Genomic DNA, 16,014 nt, shown 5'->3' with positions numbered 1-16,014 from the left:
GGGAGGACACCGCATGTTCCGCACCACCATCGCCTTGGCCGCGCTTTGCGCAGGGACCGCCGCCAGCGCCCAGATCATGGGGGAACACCACAGCTACACCGTCGGCGACACGGCCTTCGAGGGCTACGTCGCCACCAATCCCGACATCACGCCGCGCGGCACCGTGCTGATCGTGCACGACTGGGACGGCATGACGGATTACGAGGAACGCCGGGCCGAGATGCTGGCCGAACGCGGCTACACCGCCTTCGCCGTTGACCTCTATGGCGCCGACACCGACCCGCAGTCCGTCGACGAGTACCGCAGCCTGTCGGGGGCGCTCTACCAGGACCGCGATCTTTTCCGCGAGCGGCTCATGGGTTCTATTGCCGAGGCGGCGAACATCCCCGGTGCCACCGACGACATGGTCCTGATGGGCTACTGCTTCGGCGGCGCGGCGGTGCTCGAGGCGGCCCGGGCGGGCGCGGACCTCGACGGCTTCGTGAGCTTCCACGGCGGGCTCGAGACACCCGAGGGGCAGGACTATTCCGCCACCACGGCGCCCGTAATGCTGTTCCACGGCTCGGCCGATCCGGTTTCGGGGATGGATGCGCTGGCGGGCCTCATGACCGAACTGCAGGAAGCCGGCGTCACGCACGGGGCAGAGATCTTCGGCGGCGCGCGGCACAGCTTCACGGTCTTCGGATCGGACGACTACGACCTGGACGCTGACCAGGGCGCCTGGGACGGGCTGGTGGAGATGCTGCGGGACAGTCTGGGATGATCCGCCGGTGTATCCTCATCCTCGGCCTGCTCTGGCCGGGGATCGTCTTCGCGAATGACTGGGATGCGCTTGAGCAAGAGGGCGCCTTCGCGATCATGCGGCACGCACTGGCGCCCGGTACGGGCGACCCGGCGAGCTTTGACCTCGACGACTGCGCCACGCAACGCAACCTCAGCGCGGCGGGCCGCGACCAGGCGCGTGCCATCGGCGACGCCTTCCGGGCGCGCGGACAGGGCTTCGACGTTGTGCTGACCAGCCAGTGGTGCCGCTGCCGCGACACGGCCCGGCTGCTCGATCTCGCCCCGGTCCGCGCGGCGCCGCCCTTCAATTCCTTCTTCGGCGGGCGCGGGGACTCGGCGGCGCAGGGCCGCGCGGCGCTGGAACTTCTTCGCGGGCTCGAGGGCAGGCCGCTGGTCGTGACCCACCAGGTCAACATCACCGACCTCACGGGTGTCTTTCCCCGTTCGGGCGAGGTGGTGGTGGTTCGCCTGTCCGGCGACGGGCTAGAGGTGCTGGGCCGGATTCGACCCTGAGACTTGCCGCGGCGCGCGGGGGCGGGTAGAGGCCCGCCCCATGACGCAAGATCGCCACCCCTCCGGCGCCCCGTGGCGCAACTTCTACGGCCGCTTCAAGGGCAAGGGCCTGCGCAAGTCGCAGGAGGCCTATCTCGACGAGGACCTAGGCAAGCTCTCGCCCGGGCCCGTCGACTGGGACGTGAACCCCGACCGCACGCCGCTCGATCTCGACGCGCTCTTCGGCGGCGCGCCGGTCTGGCTCGAGGTGGGCTTCGGCGGGGGCGAACACCTCGTCCACCAGGCGAAGGGCAACCCCCATGTCGGCATCATCGGCTGCGAGCCCTACATCAACGGCGTCGCCATGCTGCTGGGCAAGATCCGCGAAGCTGGCGTGAGCAACCTGCGGGTGCACCCCGGCGATGCGCGCGATCTCTTCGACGTGCTGCCCGAGGCAAGCCTCGACAAGGCCTTCCTGCTCTACCCTGATCCCTGGCCCAAGAAACGCCACCACCGCCGCCGCTTCGTGACGCCCGAACACCTCGAACCGCTGGCGCGGGTGCTGAAACCGGGGGCCGAGTTCCGGGTGGCCACCGATATCCCCGACTACGTGCGCCAGACCCTGCAGGAGGTGCCGAAGGCGGGCTTCGACTGGCTGGCCGAGCGCCCCGCCGACTGGCGCACCCCCTGGGAGGACTGGATCCCCACCCGCTACGAGCAGAAGGCCCTGCGCGAGGGCCGCGTGCCCCACTACCTCACCTTCCGCCGCCGCTGAGCTCGCAACCGCCGCTTCTTCTTGGCAAAAATACTCCGGGGGAGTCCCGCAGGGACGGGGGCAGAGCCCCCTCTTTCTCCGCGCCTTCTGGACGGCCCCCACGTCAGCGGCTATCAGGCCCGCGACCCATGCGCAGGAGGCCCCATGTCGAGCCACGGCACCCCCATCCCGATGACCGCCCGCAAGGCCGGGCCCCTCTCCGGCACCGCTGACGTGCCCGGCGACAAGTCGATCTCGCACCGTTCGCTGATCCTCGGCGCCATGGCGGTGGGCGAGACGCGGGTGACCGGGCTGCTCGAGGGGCAGGACGTGCTCGACACTGCCAAGGCCATGCGTGCCTTCGGGGCCGAGGTCGACAAGCAGGGCGACACCTGGGTGATCCACGGCGTCGGCACCGGCGGCTTCGCCGAGCCCGACAATGTCATCGACTGCGGCAACTCGGGCACCGGCGTGCGGCTCATCATGGGGGCCATGGCCACCACGCCGATCACCGCGACCTTCACGGGCGATGCGAGCCTCAACAAGCGGCCCATGGCGCGGGTGACCGATCCGCTGGCGCTCTTCGGGGCGCGGGCCTACGGGCGCTCGGGCGGGCGTTTGCCCATGACCATCGTAGGGGCCGAAGCCGCTGTGCCGGTGCGTTACGAGGTGCCGGTGCCCTCGGCGCAGGTGAAATCCGCGGTGCTGCTGGCGGGGCTTGCCGCCCCGGGCGAGACCGTGGTGATCGAGCGCGAGGCCACGCGCGACCATTCGGAGCGGATGCTCGCGGGCTTCGGCGCGCAGATCTCGACCGAGGTCACGAACGAGGCGCGCATCATCACGCTGACCGGCCAGCCCGAGCTGCGGCCGCAGACCATCGTGGTGCCGCGCGATCCGTCCTCGGCGGCCTTCCCGGTCTGCGCGGCGCTGATCGTCGAGGGTTCGGACGTGCTGGTGCCCAATATCGGCCTGAACCCGACGCGGGCGGGGCTGTTCACCACGCTGCGCGAGATGGGCGCCGACCTGACCTACGAGAACATGCGCGAGGAGGGCGGCGAGCCGGTCGCCGACCTGCGCGCGCGCTTCTCGCCTGACCTCAAGGGCATCGAGGTGCCGCCGGACCGCGCGGCCAGCATGATCGACGAATACCCCGTTCTGTCGGTCGTGGCCGCCTTTGCGGAAGGCAAGACCCACATGCCCGGCGTCAAGGAACTGCGGGTGAAGGAATCCGACCGCATCGACGCCATGGCCACCGGCCTGCGCGCCTGCGGCGTCGAGGTCGACGAGGGCGAGGACTGGTGGACCGTGCATGGCCGCGGCCATGGCGCCGTCGCCGGCGGCGCCACGGTGGAAAGCCACCTCGACCACCGCATCGCCATGTCCTTCATGGTGCTGGGCTTTGCCGCCAACGCGCCGGTGACGGTCGACGACGGTGGCCCCATCGCCACCTCCTTCCCGATTTTCGAGCCGCTCATGGCCGGGCTCGGGGCCGAGATCACGCGCGGGCAGGGCTGAACGCGGCGCGGTGGGGGTGGAAAGCCCCCGCCACATGGGTTTTAGTCACCGGATGAGCTTTACCATCGCCATCGACGGGCCCGCCGCCAGCGGCAAGGGTACCATCAGCCGGGCCGTCGCCCGGCACTTCGGGTTCGAGCACCTCGATACCGGGCTCCTCTACCGTGCCGTGGGGCAGCGCATGCTGGAGGGCATGGATCCGGTCGAGGCGGCGCAGGCACTGCGGGCCGAGGATCTCGACCCCGAGACCCTGCGCACCGCCGAGGCGGCGCAGGCGGCCTCCAAGGTCGCGGCGATCCCCGACGTGCGCGCGGCGCTCCTGGATTTCCAGCGTGCCTTCGCCCGCCGGGCGGGCGGCGCGGTGCTGGACGGGCGCGACATCGGCACGGTGATCTGCCCCGAGGCCGAGGCCAAGCTCTTTGTCACCGCGAGCGCCGAAGTGCGGGCAGACCGCCGCTGGCGCGAACTGGTCGCGGCCGGTTTCGACACCCGTTTCGACGACGTGCTCGCCGACGTCCACGAGCGCGACCGCCGCGACATGGGCCGCAGCGATGCCCCCCTGCGAGAAGCCGAGGATTCGACCCGCATCGACACTTCGCGGCTGACCGTGGACGAGGCCATCGCCGCGGCGATCGCCGCTGTGAACCTCGCGCGCGCCCAGATCGGCGGCTGAATGCCGGTCTTGGAGCCCGGGGGAACTTACCCTTGGGGCCGTGCGTCGGGTCTGCGACGGAAAAACTTCCAAAAGGAGGAAACATGACCATTCGCAAGACCATGACCGCCGTCGGCCTCAGCCTTGGCCTCGCCGCAGCCCCCGTTGCCGTGATGGCGCAGGACAGCGAGGAGCCGAACGAAGAGCAGGGCATCCAGACCATGGATTCCGAGACACAGCCCATGCAGTCCGAACCCGAGACCATGCAGGGCGACACGGAAACCGCATCCTACGACGATGCCGAGGTCGATGCCTTTGCCGACGCCGTGATCCAGATCACCGAGATCCGGAACTCCTACGCAGGTGAACTGCAGGGTGCATCCGATCAGGAAGAGCAGCAGCAGATCATGCAGAAGGCAAACGCCGAGATGCAGGCCGCGATCGAAGAGGTGGATGGCATGACCGTCGACCGTTACCTCGCCATGGCCGAGCAGGCCGCTCAGGACGAAGACCTGACGCAGCGCATCGGCGCCCGCATCGAGACCAAGATGCAGTAAGCGGACCTGTTTTCCGCGAGCTTTCCGGGCCGGGAGCGCATAGCGCCCCGGCCCTTTTCTTGTGCAGGGCAGGGCGATGCGGCCCAGCTGTGCAGGCATCCTCAGGTGCTGCGCGATCGGGGCCCTTTTCTCTCCGCCGCCGGATGGGCACATGGGCGCAAACGACCCCACGTCGGGCCGCGCGACACGTCAGGAGGATATCCCCATGCTGATCGACACGCTGAACTGGCGCTATGCCACCAAGAGAATGGATCCTTCCCACGCCGTGCCCGAGGAGAAGGTGGACCGTATTCTGGAGGCCGCCCGCCTGGCGCCAACTTCGAGCGGGCTGCAGCCCTTCGAGATCTTCGTGGTGACGAACCCGGATCTGCGGGAAAAGCTGCGCGCGGCAGCCTTCGATCAGGCGCAGCTGACCGACGGATCGCATGTGCTCGTCTTCGCGGCCTGGACAAACTATTCCGAGGCCCGAATTGACGAGATCGTCGAGATGTCCGCCGAGGCGCGTGGCCCGTCCGATGCCCTGAGCGGCTACTATGAGCGGCTAAAGGGGATGTATTTGCCGCGCGAGGCCGGCGTGAACCATGATCACGCGGCCCGGCAGGCCTATATCGCCTTTGCCATGGCCATCGCGCAGGCCGCCGAGGAAGAGGTCGACGCAACGCCGATGGAGGGCTTCGAGGCCGACAAGGTGGACGAGATCCTGAACCTGAAGGCGCGCGGACTGCACGCGGTTACGATTCTGCCTCTGGGCTACCGCGCCGCCGAGGGCGACTGGCTGAAGGGCCTTGCCAAGGTGCGGCGTCCGATGGACCAGCTCGTGACCCGCCTGGACTGAGCGCATGCAGGCTCGCGCGGTCTTGCGCGGACCTGCCTGATCGGGTAAAAGACGCGCGTCGAAAAGGCGTTCACGCCGCAGACCAAAAAGATCGAGCAGGGCCGGCCCACCGGCCCTTTTTGGTTTTGCGGGGCCAATGACCAATCCCAAGACCGGCGGAGACAACCGCCCGGCCGGAAAATGATGAAGTAAAGGATCTATACGCCATATGGCACAAGCAAGCATGGACGACTTCGAGGCAATGCTCAATGAGAGCCTCGAAATGGACACGCCCACCGAGGGCAGTGTCGTTAAAGGCAAGGTGATCGCCGTCGAGGCGGGCCAGGCCATTATCGACGTCGGTTACAAGATGGAAGGCCGCGTCGAGCTCAAGGAATTCGCCAACCCCGGTGAAACCCCCGACATCAGCGTCGGCGACGAGGTTGAAGTCTACCTTCGCGCAACCGAAAACGCGCGTGGCGAGGCCGTCCTCAGCCGCGAGATGGCTCGCCGTGAAGAGGCATGGGACCGTCTCGAGAAGGCCTACGCAGACGACGCCCGCGTCGAAGGCGCGATCTTCGGCCGCGTCAAGGGTGGCTTTACCGTCGATCTCGGCGGCGCCGTGGCCTTCCTGCCCGGCTCGCAGGTCGACGTGCGCCCCGTGCGTGACGCAGGCCCGCTCATGGGTCTCAAGCAGCCCTTCCAGATCCTCAAGATGGACCGCCGCCGCGGCAACATCGTGGTGTCGCGCCGTGCGATCCTCGAGGAAAGCCGTGCCGAGCAGCGCGCCGAGGTCATCGCGAACCTCACCGAGGGTCAGACCGTGGAAGGCGTGGTCAAGAACATCACCGAGTACGGCGCATTCGTCGACCTGGGCGGTGTGGACGGCCTGCTGCACGTCACCGACATGGCATGGCGCCGCGTCAACCACCCCTCCGAGATCCTGTCGATCGGCGAGACCGTCAAGGTCCAGGTCATCAAGATCAACAAGGAAACCCACCGTATCAGCCTCGGCATGAAGCAGCTGCAGGAAGATCCGTGGGACCTGGTTGCCGCCAAGTACCCGCTGTCTTCGGTGCACACCGGCCGCGTCACGAACATCACCGACTACGGTGCCTTCGTGGAGCTGGAACCGGGCGTCGAAGGTCTGGTCCACGTCTCCGAGATGTCCTGGACCAAGAAGAACGTGCACCCCGGCAAGATCGTCTCCACCTCGCAAGAGGTCGACGTCATGGTTCTGGAAATCGACCAGGCCAAGCGCCGCGTTTCGCTGGGTCTCAAGCAGACCATGCGCAACCCGTGGGAAGTGTTTGCAGAAACGCACCCCGAGGGCACGCAGGTCGAGGGCGAGGTCAAGAACATCACCGAATTCGGTCTGTTCATCGGCCTGCCGGGCGACATCGACGGCATGGTGCACCTCTCGGACCTCAGCTGGGACGAGCGCGGTGAAGACGCCATCCAGAACTACCGCAAGGGCGACGTCGTCCAGGCCGTGGTTTCCGAAGTCGACATCGAGAAGGAGCGCATCTCGCTCTCCATCAAGGCGCTGGGCGGCGACAAGTTCGCCGAAGCGGTCGGCGGCGTGAAGCGCGGTGCGATCATCACCGTCGAAGTGACGGCGATCGAGGACGGCGGCATCGAGGTGGAATACGAGGGCATGAAGTCCTTCATCCGCCGCTCCGACCTGTCGCGTGACCGTGCCGAACAGCGCCCCGAGCGCTTCTCGGTCGGCAACAAGGTCGACGTCCGCGTGACCAACATCGACAACAAGACCCGCCGTCTTGGCCTGTCGATCAAGGCACGCGAGATCGCCGAAGAGAAGGAAGCCGTGGAACAGTTCGGCAGCTCCGACTCGGGTGCGTCGCTCGGCGATATCCTTGGCGCCGCTCTGAACCGCGACGACAACTAAGATCTTCCGGATACCCGGAAAGGGAAGGGCCCCGGCATCGCCGGGGCCCTTTTTCGTGGCCGGCGCGGTCGGCGCCCGCAGCGGGAAACAGGGCGGTTTCATCGCCGCGGCGCGCCCCGAATCACGCAAAGGTGACCCCCGGTCGGTCCTCGACCTTCGGGCCCGCGCGGACCGGTCCGCGCTTCGCGGCGCCTCATCTCCCCGCAAATCTCTGCCAGTGAACGGTTTTCCGGGAGACTTCCCATTTCCGTTTTCCGTTCCCGGACGTATAGTCCCCGTGGAAAAGCGCCATCGAAGGTGCGTACAGGGGGATAGGGTCACATGATCAGGTCGGAACTGATCCAGAAGATCGCGGACGAAAACCCGCATCTTTACCAAAGGGATGTGGAGCGGATCGTGAACACGATCTTCGAGGAAATCACCAACGCGATGGCGCGCGGCGACCGGGTCGAACTGCGTGGCTTCGGCGCCTTTTCGGTGAAGAAGCGGGACGCTAGGATCGGCCGGAACCCGCGCACGGGCGAGTCGGTCGAGGTGGAGGAGAAATACGTGCCCTTCTTCAAGACCGGCAAGCTGCTGCGCGACCGACTGAACGGAAAGTGAGCCCATGCGCTATATTCGCTATGCCTTCCTGGCGATCCTCGCCATCGTGCTGATCACGGTCGCGCTGGCCAACCTCGGTAACGTGACCCTGAACACCCTGCCGGAAGGCATGGCCACGCTTCCCTGGATCGGTCTGCTGGCGTTCTCGGTCGAGATGCCGCTCTTCCTGGTGATCCTGGGCGGGATCGTGGCCGGCCTTCTGATCGGCTTCCTCTGGGAGTGGCTGCGCGAGCACAAGCACCGTGCCGATGCCCGGCGCAAGCAGGCGGAGCTGAATCAGCTCAATCGCGAGCTGCGCAAGACGCGCGCCGAGCGCGACAAGGACAAGGACGAAGTGCTCGCCCTGCTCGACCGGGCGGGCTGACGGACTATCTCGGAAGGGAAGGGGCTCTGCCCCCGTCGCGGCCCTGCCGCGACTCCCCCGGGATACTTGTACCAAGAAGAAGCGATGACGATGCGGTCCGACATGCGTGTCAAGATATGCGGCCTGTCCCGGCCCGAGGACGTGGATGCGGCCGCGCGCGCGGGTGCCGCCTACTGCGGTTTCGTGTTCTTCGAGAAAAGCCCCCGGCATGTCAGCCTCGAGACCGCGCGCCAACTGGCCGTGGATGCGCCGCTGGGCTTGGCGAAGGTCGGGCTCGTGGTGAACCCGGACGATGCCCTGCTGGACGAGATCGCGGCGAAGGTGCCGCTCGACATCCTGCAGCTTCATGGCAGCGAGAGCCCCGAGCGGGTGGCCGAGGTGCGCGCGCGCTATGGCCTGCCGGTGATGAAGGCGGTGGGCGTCGCTGACGAGGCGGACCTCGCCGAGGTGGAGCTTTATGGTCAGGTCGCCGATCAGCTTCTGATCGACGCGAAGCCGCCGAAGGAGGCAACCCTGCCGGGCGGCAACGGTCTGGCCTTCGACTGGCGGCTGGTGGCCGGACGGCGCTTTCCGCGGCCGTGGATGCTGGCTGGCGGGCTCACGCCCGCCAACGTCGCGGAGGCGGTGGCGCTGACCGGCGCGCAGCAGATCGACGTGTCGAGCGGCGTCGAGGCGGCACGCGGCGTGAAGGATGCAGGCCTGATCCGTGACTTCGTCGCCGCCGCGCGGGATGCGGCCCCGGTGCCCCGGTTCTAGAGCCAGTCGGCGCGGCGCGTGCCTGCTGCCTCTGACACGTTTTCGAAACCGTCACGCGCGAGCAGGGCGTCGAGTCCGCGGATGATCTCTTCCCCGAGGCTCAGGCCCCTTAGCGCGAGCGCCGTGTAGAGTTGGACCGCCGAGGCGCCTGCGCGGATCTTGTCATAGGCGTCTTCAGCCGAGGCCACGCCTCCCACCCCGATCAGCGGGATCTGTCCCTCGGTGTACTGCGACAGGCGTGCCACGATGCGCGTGGAGCGATCGAAGAGCGGCCGGCCGGAAAGGCCGCCGGGTTCGGAGGCATGGGGCGAGCGCAGCCCGTCGCGGGCGAGCGTGGTGTTGGTGGCGGTGATGCCCGAGATGCCCGAGGCGCGCGCCACTTCGGCGACGTCGCGCAGGCCCCCATCGTCAAGATCGGGCGCGATCTTGAGGAAGACGGGGATCTGCCGCGGCAGGCCGGCGCGTGCCTCCATGACGCCCGCGAGAAGCGCCGCGAGAGCATCCTTGCCCTGCAGGTCGCGCAGCTTCTCGGTGTTGGGGGAACTCACGTTGACCGTGGCGAAGTCGAGCATCGGGCCGCAGCGCTTCAGCACCTGCACGTAGTCGCCGGCGCGGTCGGCACTGTCCTTGTTGGCCCCGAGATTGAGGCCCAGCACCAAGTCACGGGGGCGGGTGGCGAGGCGCCCGGCCATCTGCTCCATGCCCTCGTTGTTGAAGCCGAAGCGGTTGATGACCGCGCCGTCCTCGGGCAGCCGGTAGAGCCGCGGGCGCGGGTTGCCGGGCTGGGGGCGGGGCGTGACGGCGCCCGCCTCGACAAAGCCAAAGCCCGCGCGGGCAAGTCCATGCAGTGCTGCGGCATTCTTGTCGAAGCCGGCGGCAATGCCCACGGGATTGGTGAGGCTCAGGCCCGCCAGCGTGCAGCGCAGCCGGGGCGAGGTGATCTCGCCGGGGCCATGGGCGATGCCCGCCCGCAGCGCCCGCAGGGCCATGGCATGGGCGGCTTCGGGTTCCATCCGCGTCAGCACGGCCATCCCGGCCCGCTCCAGCAGCTTCATGCCATGTCGTCCGGCAAGAGGTGGCCCTCGGGGCCGAGCGGGATCGGGCGCGAGGAGATCACGTCGGCAAGGCGAAGCGGCCCGTAGAGGTGCGGGAAGAGATCGCCGCCGCGCGAGGGTTCCCATTTCAGGCCGGGGCCCATCGCGTCGGCATCGAAGCCCAGCAGCACAAGACCCTCAAGCCCGGCGAAGTGCTTGTCGAGCGTGCCCCTGAGCTGCGCCGCGGTAGAGAAGTGCACGAAGCCGTCGGCGATATCGATCGGGGCGCCGGGCGTTTCGCCCGCCGTCTCGAGCGCTTTCCATTCCTCGGCGCGCAGAACCTTGTAGATCATCATGTGACTGCTCTGCCGCGCCCGGGCGGGCCGGTCAATCCCCCTATGGCCTGTGATGACATCGCAGGATGACGCTAGGGCCACCCCTCATTTGCACCTTTGACTTGCAGGAGGCCCCGTTGCACGATCTTTTCCAGAAAATAATTCCGACAGAGAGGTTCCTTATGTCCCTTCGCCTGATGACGAGTGCCGCGGCGCTCATGGTGGCGGCCGGTGCGGCGAGCGCCGACTATTCGCTGACCATCCTGCACACCAACGACTTCCACGACCGTTTCGAGCCGATCAGTGCCTATGATTCGACCTGTTCGGACGAGGACAACGAAGCGGGTGAGTGCTTTGGCGGGATCGCCCGGATGATCACCGCCATCGAAGAGGCGCGCGGGGCCGCAGAGGGCGACGTGCTGCTTCTGGATGCTGGCGACCAGTTCCAGGGCTCGCTCTTCTTTACGCAGTACGGCGGCGAGCTTGCGGCCGAGTTCATGTCGCAGCTCAACTACGACGCCATGGCCGTGGGCAACCATGAATTCGACAAAGGTCCCGAGGGGCTTGCCGCGTTCCTCGACATGGTCGAGTTCCCGGTGCTTTCGGCCAATATCGACGTGAGCGGAAACGAGATGCTCGCCGACAGGGTGGAGGCCTCCACGGTCATCGACTTGGACGGCGAACAGATCGGCATCGTTTCGGTGCTGGCCGAGGACACCCCCGAGACCTCGTCTCCCGGCGAGACGGTGGTCTTCTCGTCGGCGGCCGAGGCGGCGCAGGCCGAGGTCGACCGGCTGACCGAAGACGGCGTCAACAAGATCATCCTTCTGACCCACGTGGGCCTGCCCGCGGACAAGCGCCTTGCCGAGGAGCTGACCGGGGTGGATCTGATCATCGGCGGCCACAGCCATACCCTTCTGGGCGACATGGATGGCGCCGAGGGGCCCTATCCGACCGAGGTCAACGGCGTGCCGATCCTGACCGCTTATGCCTACGGCAAGTACCTTGGTGAAGTGGAAGTGACCTTCGATGACGAGGGCAACCTGACCGAACTGACCGGCGCGCCCAAGCTGCTCGATGCCTCGGTGGCCGAGGACGAGGCCGCCGTGGCGCGGATGGACGAACTCGCCGGCCCGCTCGAAGAGCTGCGCAGTGAGGTTGTTGCAGAAACCTCGGCCCCGATCGAGGGCGACCGGACGGTCTGCCGCGCGGTGGAATGCCCGATGGGTGTTCTGGTGGCCGATGCCATGCTTGACCGCGTGGCCGATCAGGGTGTCGTGGCCGCGATCACCAACGGCGGCGGTCTGCGTGCCACCATCGACGCGGGCGAAGTCACCATGGGCGAGGTGCTGACGGTGCTGCCGTTCCAGAACACGCTGTCGACCTTCGAGGTCACGGGCAAGACCATCGTCGAGGCGCTGGAAAACGGCGTGAGCCAGATGGAGGATGGCGGCGGTCGCTTCCCGCAGGTCGCGGGCATGAGCTTCACGGTCGATCCCTCGGCCGAGGTCGGCAGCCGCATCTCCGAGGTGATGATCGCGGGCGAACCGATCGACGAGCAGGCTACCTACATGCTGGTGTCGAACAACTACGTGCGCAACGGCGGCGACGGCTACTCCATGTTCGTGGATGCCGAGAACGCCTACGACTACGGGCCGGACCTCGCGGACGTGACGGCGGAATACCTCGCCGAGAATACGCCCTACGAGCCCTACACCGACGGCCGGATCACGGTGCTCGAGGCCGAGTGATCCCTTCGACAGGTCGAGACAGGCGGGCGTCCCTCGGGGCGCCCGTTTTCGTTTCGCAGGCGTCTTTCGCGACGGGCGCCCAGGCCCTATCTTGGGGGAAACCCCGGAGGCCGCCGCCATGGATCACCCGCTCATGGACCTGATTTCCGCCCGCATCGCCGAGGCCGAGGCGAAGGGCGAGTTCGACAACCTGCCCGGCGCGGGCAAGCCGCTGCCGCCCTGCGACGATCCCGAGAACGCGGTGCTGAACCGCATCCTCAAGGACAACCATGCGGTGCCGCCCGAGGTGGCCATGAGCCGCGAGCTGGCGCGCCTGCGCGAGGAGCTGCGCGAGGCCTCGGACCGGGACGAACGCCGCCGGATCATCGCCGACATCTCGATGACCGAGGCGCGGCTCGAGATGGCGCGCGGACGCCGCCGCTGATCTTGGCCTTCCCGCGCCCGCGTGCCAATCTGCGCCCGGGCAGAAGGGCGGGCAGATGGTCACCACGCGGGAACAATATGAGACATACCCCTATCCGGAGCGCGATCCGGCTGACGAGGCGAAGCGGCTCATCACCGGGTCACCCTCGCATCCGCTGGAGATCGACCACTGGCTGTTCGGCGGGCGGCGCGACTGGTCGCAACCCTTCCGCGCGCTGGTCGCGGGCGGGGGCACCGGCGACGGGCTGATCCAGCTTGCCACGGTGCTGGACCGGGCGGGCGTCGATCACCAGATCACCTACATCGACCTCTCCACCGCCTCGCGGCAGGTGGCCGAGGCGCGGGCGGCGGCACGCGGGCTGACCCGCATCAGCTTCCACACGGGCGTGCTTCAGGAGGCGCCGGAGCACGGGCCCTTCGATTACATCGACTGCTGCGGGGTGCTGCACCATCTGCCGGACGCGGACGAGGGCTTTCGCGCGCTGCGCGCCGCGCTGGCGCCGGGCGGTGGCCTCGGCTTCATGGTCTACGCGCCCTATGGCCGCTCCGGCGTCTACGCGCTGCAAGAGGCCTTCGGCGCGCTCTTTGAAGGGGTGTCCCCGGCGGAGCGTCTGGCGCGGGCCAAGGACATCGTCGCCGCCTTGCCACCGGAACATCCGTTCGCCGCGAATACCAGCCTTGGCGATCACCGCGCCTCGGACGCGGGGTTCTACGATCTGCTGCTGCACGGGCAGGACCGGGCCTATGGCGTCCGTGATCTGGTCGAGACGCTGGAGCGCACGGGCTGGGCGCTGCAGGGCTTCACCACGCCCGCGCTTTACGATCTGGCGCGCATCGCCGCCCGCCCCGAGGGCATGGACGACTTGACCGCCATGGAGGTGGCGGAAAAGCTGCGCGGCACGATCCGGATGCACATCGCCTACGCCATCCCGGCCGAGGAGCCTCGCCCGGTGGCGAGCGGCGCCAATCGCGCGCTGGTCCCGCACCTGCGCGGCGTGAAAGCCGGGCCGCTGGCCAAGGCGGTGTCGCAGGGCAGGGCGCTGCCGGTGAAGCTGCGCGAGGTGCAGGCCGAGATCACGCTGCCCCGCGACGCCGCCCCGCTGCTGGCGCGGGTGGACGGGCGGCGCAGCCTGACCGAGATCGGGCAGGGCATGGACCCTCTGCGCTTCGGTGCGCTCTGGGGACGGGTTTCGCGCGAGCTGACCGACTGGGGGCTGATGCTCTACTCGTCGCTGGGGGCGCGCTAGCCATGTGCGGGCGCTTTGCCGTCACCCTCCCGCGCGAGGCGATGACCTCGATCTTCGACGCGGTGCCGGGCAACGACCTGCCGCCGATTCCGAACTACAACGTCTGCCCCACCAACGATGTTGTCGCGGTGCTGAGCGAGGGCGGCACGCGGCGGCTGACCGCGATGCGTTGGGGCTTCCTGCCGCACTGGTACAAGGCCACCAACGACGGCCCGCTGCTGATCAACGCGCGCGCCGAGAGCGTGGCCGACAAGCCCGCCTTCCGCGAGGCCTGCCGCCACCGGCGCTGCCTGATCCCGGCGAGCGGCTTCTACGAATGGACCAAGGACGCCGACGGTAACCGCCTGCCGTGGTTCATCCAGCCCGCCGAGGGCGAGGTGCTGGCCTTTGCCGGGATCTGGCAGGACTGGGAGCGCGAGGGCGAGGGGTTCCGCACCTGCGCCATCGTGACCACCGGTGCGAACGCGGCCATGTCGCGCATTCACCACCGGATGCCGGTGGTGCTGTCGCGTGAAAGCTGGGCCAAGTGGCTGGGCGAGGAGGGCCACGGTGCGGCGACCCTGATGCGGGCCGCGCCCGAGGATGCGCTGCGGTTCCATCGGGTCGATCCGAAGGTGAACTCCAACCGCGCCAGCGGGCCCGAACTGATCGAGCCGATCGAGGACTGAACGCTCAGAACGAGGCGAGCGCGCTCCAGGCGAGGCGGGCGGCGACCACGGCCAGCAGGGCGAGGATGACCTTGTCGAAGACTTCGCGCGGGATGCGCTGCGCGAGCGCCGCGCCCACCGGCATCCCCGCGAGGATCGGCAGGATCGCCGTGGCGCTGAGCAGCGCAAGGTGCGGCGTGAGCATCCCGTAGCCGATCATCAGCGGGATCTGGATGAAGGTCATCGCGAGGAAGAAGATCGATATCGTGCCGATGAAGACACGCCGCTCGAAGCCGATGGCGTTGAGGAAGGTGATCGAGATGGGCGCGCTGACGCCGGTCGCCCCCTGCAGGATGCCCGCGGCCAGTCCCGCGGGCAGCACGATGCGCCGCGCGGTCTCGAATGGCAGCCGCCAGCCGGGGCGGGCCAGGCGGAAGGCGATGTAGAGGAACACGACCCCCGCCACCATGAGCAGCAGGATCTGGGGCGTGAAGCTCGCCAGCATCACCGTCCCCGCCAGCGCGCCCGCGAGGCCTGCACCGGCAAAGGCCCATGCGAAGGCGCCCTCGGGGATGTCCTTGCGGTAGGTCCAGCTTTGCCAGGTGTTGGAAAAGAAGTTCGGCAGCACCAGCGTGACCACCGCCGTGGGCACGTCGTGGAAGAGCGCGATCACGGGCACCGCGATGATGGGCGCCCCGGCGCCGGTCGCGCCCTTGAGAACGCCGCCGAGCGCGAGCGCGAGAACCGCCCAGATCACCCCTGACAAGTCACCAGTCAACATGCCTGACGGTTTCTGCCAGCCGGGCGGGAAGGTCAAGCGAGCTCGGGTTCCCGGGGCACTGATGAACAGCGCTCAAGGGTCCCTTCGGGGGGCTGCGTCTTTTCGCGGTCGCGGGGGGACCTAGCTGTATCGGGACCCGGCAGCGCGCCGGACAGGACAGACACGGAGGCTACCATGACGGTCATCCCCTTTCCCCGGCCCGCCGCGGCCCCGGACCGCCGGGCGCCCTTCACCGGACCGGTGCGGATCGACATGCCATCGGACGACGGCGGCCCGGCCTCGACCGGGGGGCGCATCGTCACCTTCGGGCCCGGCGCGCGCACCGCCTGGCACGTGCCGCCGCACGGCCAGCTCCTGATCGTGACCGCGGGGGCGGGATGGCTGCAACGCGCGGGCGAGGACAAGACCGGCCTGCGCACCGGCGATACCGTCTGGGTCGAGGCCGGAGAGCGCCATTGGCTTGGCGGCACGGCCACTTCCCCGATGACGTGCTTCGTCCTGCAGGACGGCGGTGCGGACCCGATGGCGCTCTGGGACGAGCAGGTGAGCGACGAGGTCTACCTCGCGTGACACGCAGCGGTCAGCGCGGTCACCCGC

Annotated in this window: 19 protein-coding genes; 16 read left to right on the top strand and 3 right to left on the bottom strand. The window is 68.2% G+C overall.

Features of this window, described 5'->3' with window-relative positions; all coding sequences use genetic code 11:
- Positions 1-13 precede the first annotated feature (13 nt).
- From C8N44_RS02630 to C8N44_RS02580, 11 genes are all read left to right on the top strand, one after another.
- Positions 14-763, top strand: coding sequence for a dienelactone hydrolase family protein (locus C8N44_RS02630; RefSeq protein ID WP_107974613.1), 750 nt, complete (start codon positions 14-16; stop codon positions 761-763).
- Complete coding sequence (locus tag C8N44_RS02625; RefSeq protein ID WP_107974612.1) at positions 760-1,296, top strand: histidine phosphatase family protein; 537 nt, start codon at positions 760-762, stop codon at positions 1,294-1,296. The genes C8N44_RS02630 and C8N44_RS02625 overlap by 4 nt, the downstream gene beginning before the upstream one ends.
- A gap of 40 nt (positions 1,297-1,336) precedes the next feature.
- Entirely contained in the window at positions 1,337-2,050 is a 714-nt protein-coding gene (trmB, locus tag C8N44_RS02620) for a tRNA (guanine(46)-N(7))-methyltransferase TrmB (RefSeq protein ID WP_107974611.1), read from the top strand.
- Positions 2,051-2,194: 144 nt separating this feature from the next.
- Entirely contained in the window at positions 2,195-3,544 is a 1,350-nt protein-coding gene (gene aroA / locus C8N44_RS02615) for a 3-phosphoshikimate 1-carboxyvinyltransferase (protein ID WP_107974610.1), read from the top strand.
- A gap of 52 nt (positions 3,545-3,596) precedes the next feature.
- Positions 3,597-4,217 (top strand): (d)CMP kinase, encoded by a 621-nt coding sequence (locus C8N44_RS02610; protein WP_107974609.1) that lies wholly within the window; start codon positions 3,597-3,599, stop codon positions 4,215-4,217.
- 83 nt (positions 4,218-4,300) lie between these two features.
- A complete protein-coding gene (locus C8N44_RS02605; protein WP_107974608.1) occupies positions 4,301-4,753 on the top strand; it encodes a DUF4168 domain-containing protein in 453 nt (150 codons plus the stop codon).
- Positions 4,754-4,958: 205 nt separating this feature from the next.
- Complete coding sequence (locus tag C8N44_RS02600; RefSeq protein ID WP_107974607.1) at positions 4,959-5,588, top strand: nitroreductase family protein; 630 nt, start codon at positions 4,959-4,961, stop codon at positions 5,586-5,588.
- A gap of 208 nt (positions 5,589-5,796) precedes the next feature.
- A complete protein-coding gene (gene rpsA / locus C8N44_RS02595; RefSeq protein ID WP_107974606.1) occupies positions 5,797-7,476 on the top strand; it encodes a 30S ribosomal protein S1 in 1,680 nt (559 codons plus the stop codon).
- A gap of 321 nt (positions 7,477-7,797) precedes the next feature.
- Positions 7,798-8,079 carry an integration host factor subunit beta gene (gene ihfB, locus C8N44_RS02590; RefSeq protein ID WP_107974605.1) on the top strand — a complete coding sequence of 94 codons (282 nt, stop codon included), beginning with the start codon at positions 7,798-7,800 and terminating at the stop codon, positions 8,077-8,079.
- 4 nt (positions 8,080-8,083) lie between these two features.
- Positions 8,084-8,443 (top strand): LapA family protein, encoded by a 360-nt coding sequence (locus tag C8N44_RS02585; RefSeq protein WP_107974604.1) that lies wholly within the window; start codon positions 8,084-8,086, stop codon positions 8,441-8,443.
- A 90-nt stretch (positions 8,444-8,533) separates the two neighbouring features.
- On the top strand, positions 8,534-9,199 hold the full coding sequence (locus tag C8N44_RS02580; protein WP_107974659.1) for a phosphoribosylanthranilate isomerase: 666 nt from the start codon (positions 8,534-8,536) through the stop codon (positions 9,197-9,199).
- On the opposite strand, the gene C8N44_RS02575 is transcribed toward C8N44_RS02580, so the two are convergent.
- Both C8N44_RS02575 and C8N44_RS02570 read right to left on the bottom strand, forming a co-directional pair.
- Positions 9,196-10,254 carry a quinone-dependent dihydroorotate dehydrogenase gene (locus tag C8N44_RS02575; protein ID WP_107974603.1) on the bottom strand — a complete coding sequence of 353 codons (1,059 nt, stop codon included), beginning with the start codon at positions 10,252-10,254 and terminating at the stop codon, positions 9,196-9,198. The two genes, C8N44_RS02580 and C8N44_RS02575, sit on opposite strands and share 4 nt — an antisense overlap.
- Positions 10,251-10,589, bottom strand: a complete 339-nt coding sequence (locus tag C8N44_RS02570; protein WP_107974602.1) for a DUF952 domain-containing protein — start codon at positions 10,587-10,589, stop codon at positions 10,251-10,253. The genes C8N44_RS02575 and C8N44_RS02570 overlap by 4 nt, the downstream gene beginning before the upstream one ends.
- Positions 10,590-10,750: 161 nt before the next feature.
- Between C8N44_RS02570 and C8N44_RS02565 the strand changes: the two genes are divergently transcribed.
- The 4 genes from C8N44_RS02565 to C8N44_RS02550 all read left to right on the top strand — a co-directional run bounded on the left by C8N44_RS02565 (position 10,751) and on the right by C8N44_RS02550 (position 14,657).
- Positions 10,751-12,319, top strand: coding sequence for a bifunctional metallophosphatase/5'-nucleotidase (locus C8N44_RS02565; RefSeq protein ID WP_107974601.1), 1,569 nt, complete (start codon positions 10,751-10,753; stop codon positions 12,317-12,319).
- Positions 12,320-12,437: 118 nt separating this feature from the next.
- On the top strand, positions 12,438-12,743 hold the full coding sequence (locus tag C8N44_RS02560) for a DnaJ family domain-containing protein (RefSeq protein ID WP_107974600.1): 306 nt from the start codon (positions 12,438-12,440) through the stop codon (positions 12,741-12,743).
- 55 nt (positions 12,744-12,798) lie between these two features.
- On the top strand, positions 12,799-13,989 hold the full coding sequence (locus C8N44_RS02555; RefSeq protein WP_107974599.1) for a class I SAM-dependent methyltransferase: 1,191 nt from the start codon (positions 12,799-12,801) through the stop codon (positions 13,987-13,989).
- A 2-nt stretch (positions 13,990-13,991) separates the two neighbouring features.
- Positions 13,992-14,657, top strand: coding sequence for an SOS response-associated peptidase (locus C8N44_RS02550; RefSeq protein ID WP_107974598.1), 666 nt, complete (start codon positions 13,992-13,994; stop codon positions 14,655-14,657).
- Between the two features lie 4 nt (positions 14,658-14,661).
- On the opposite strand, the gene C8N44_RS02545 is transcribed toward C8N44_RS02550, so the two are convergent.
- Positions 14,662-15,417 (bottom strand): sulfite exporter TauE/SafE family protein, encoded by a 756-nt coding sequence (locus C8N44_RS02545; RefSeq protein WP_107974597.1) that lies wholly within the window; start codon positions 15,415-15,417, stop codon positions 14,662-14,664.
- A 174-nt stretch (positions 15,418-15,591) separates the two neighbouring features.
- Between C8N44_RS02545 and C8N44_RS02540 the strand changes: the two genes are divergently transcribed.
- Positions 15,592-15,987: a cupin domain-containing protein gene (locus tag C8N44_RS02540; RefSeq protein WP_107974596.1), complete on the top strand. Its 396-nt coding sequence runs from the start codon at positions 15,592-15,594 to the stop codon at positions 15,985-15,987.
- Positions 15,988-16,014: the final 27 nt, after the last annotated feature.

Origin of the sequence: Allosediminivita pacifica, assembly GCF_003054175.1 — a bacterium.
Classification (GTDB): domain Bacteria; phylum Pseudomonadota; class Alphaproteobacteria; order Rhodobacterales; family Rhodobacteraceae; genus Allosediminivita; species Allosediminivita pacifica.
The sequence above is the reverse complement of the archived record's forward strand: the minus strand, read 5'-3'. Positions and strand labels throughout refer to the sequence as shown.

What these genes read in the sequence shown, in the direction of transcription:
- C8N44_RS02630 (WP_107974613.1), top strand. Translation starts at nt 14, where the DNA reads ATGTTCCGCACCACCATCGCCTTGGCCGCGCTTTGCGCAGGGACCGCC.
- C8N44_RS02625 (WP_107974612.1), top strand. Translation starts at nt 760, where the DNA reads ATGATCCGCCGGTGTATCCTCATCCTCGGCCTGCTCTGGCCGGGGATC.
- trmB (WP_107974611.1), top strand. Translation starts at nt 1,337, where the DNA reads ATGACGCAAGATCGCCACCCCTCCGGCGCCCCGTGGCGCAACTTCTAC.
- aroA (WP_107974610.1), top strand. Translation starts at nt 2,195, where the DNA reads ATGTCGAGCCACGGCACCCCCATCCCGATGACCGCCCGCAAGGCCGGG.
- C8N44_RS02610 (WP_107974609.1), top strand. Translation starts at nt 3,597, where the DNA reads ATGAGCTTTACCATCGCCATCGACGGGCCCGCCGCCAGCGGCAAGGGT.
- C8N44_RS02605 (WP_107974608.1), top strand. Translation starts at nt 4,301, where the DNA reads ATGACCATTCGCAAGACCATGACCGCCGTCGGCCTCAGCCTTGGCCTC.
- C8N44_RS02600 (WP_107974607.1), top strand. Translation starts at nt 4,959, where the DNA reads ATGCTGATCGACACGCTGAACTGGCGCTATGCCACCAAGAGAATGGAT.
- rpsA (WP_107974606.1), top strand. Translation starts at nt 5,797, where the DNA reads ATGGCACAAGCAAGCATGGACGACTTCGAGGCAATGCTCAATGAGAGC.
- ihfB (WP_107974605.1), top strand. Translation starts at nt 7,798, where the DNA reads ATGATCAGGTCGGAACTGATCCAGAAGATCGCGGACGAAAACCCGCAT.
- C8N44_RS02585 (WP_107974604.1), top strand. Translation starts at nt 8,084, where the DNA reads ATGCGCTATATTCGCTATGCCTTCCTGGCGATCCTCGCCATCGTGCTG.
- C8N44_RS02580 (WP_107974659.1), top strand. Translation starts at nt 8,534, where the DNA reads ATGCGGTCCGACATGCGTGTCAAGATATGCGGCCTGTCCCGGCCCGAG.
- C8N44_RS02575 (WP_107974603.1), bottom strand. Translation starts at nt 10,254, where the DNA reads ATGAAGCTGCTGGAGCGGGCCGGGATGGCCGTGCTGACGCGGATGGAA.
- C8N44_RS02570 (WP_107974602.1), bottom strand. Translation starts at nt 10,589, where the DNA reads ATGATGATCTACAAGGTTCTGCGCGCCGAGGAATGGAAAGCGCTCGAG.
- C8N44_RS02565 (WP_107974601.1), top strand. Translation starts at nt 10,751, where the DNA reads ATGTCCCTTCGCCTGATGACGAGTGCCGCGGCGCTCATGGTGGCGGCC.
- C8N44_RS02560 (WP_107974600.1), top strand. Translation starts at nt 12,438, where the DNA reads ATGGATCACCCGCTCATGGACCTGATTTCCGCCCGCATCGCCGAGGCC.
- C8N44_RS02555 (WP_107974599.1), top strand. Translation starts at nt 12,799, where the DNA reads ATGGTCACCACGCGGGAACAATATGAGACATACCCCTATCCGGAGCGC.
- C8N44_RS02550 (WP_107974598.1), top strand. Translation starts at nt 13,992, where the DNA reads ATGTGCGGGCGCTTTGCCGTCACCCTCCCGCGCGAGGCGATGACCTCG.
- C8N44_RS02545 (WP_107974597.1), bottom strand. Translation starts at nt 15,417, where the DNA reads ATGTTGACTGGTGACTTGTCAGGGGTGATCTGGGCGGTTCTCGCGCTC.
- C8N44_RS02540 (WP_107974596.1), top strand. Translation starts at nt 15,592, where the DNA reads ATGACGGTCATCCCCTTTCCCCGGCCCGCCGCGGCCCCGGACCGCCGG.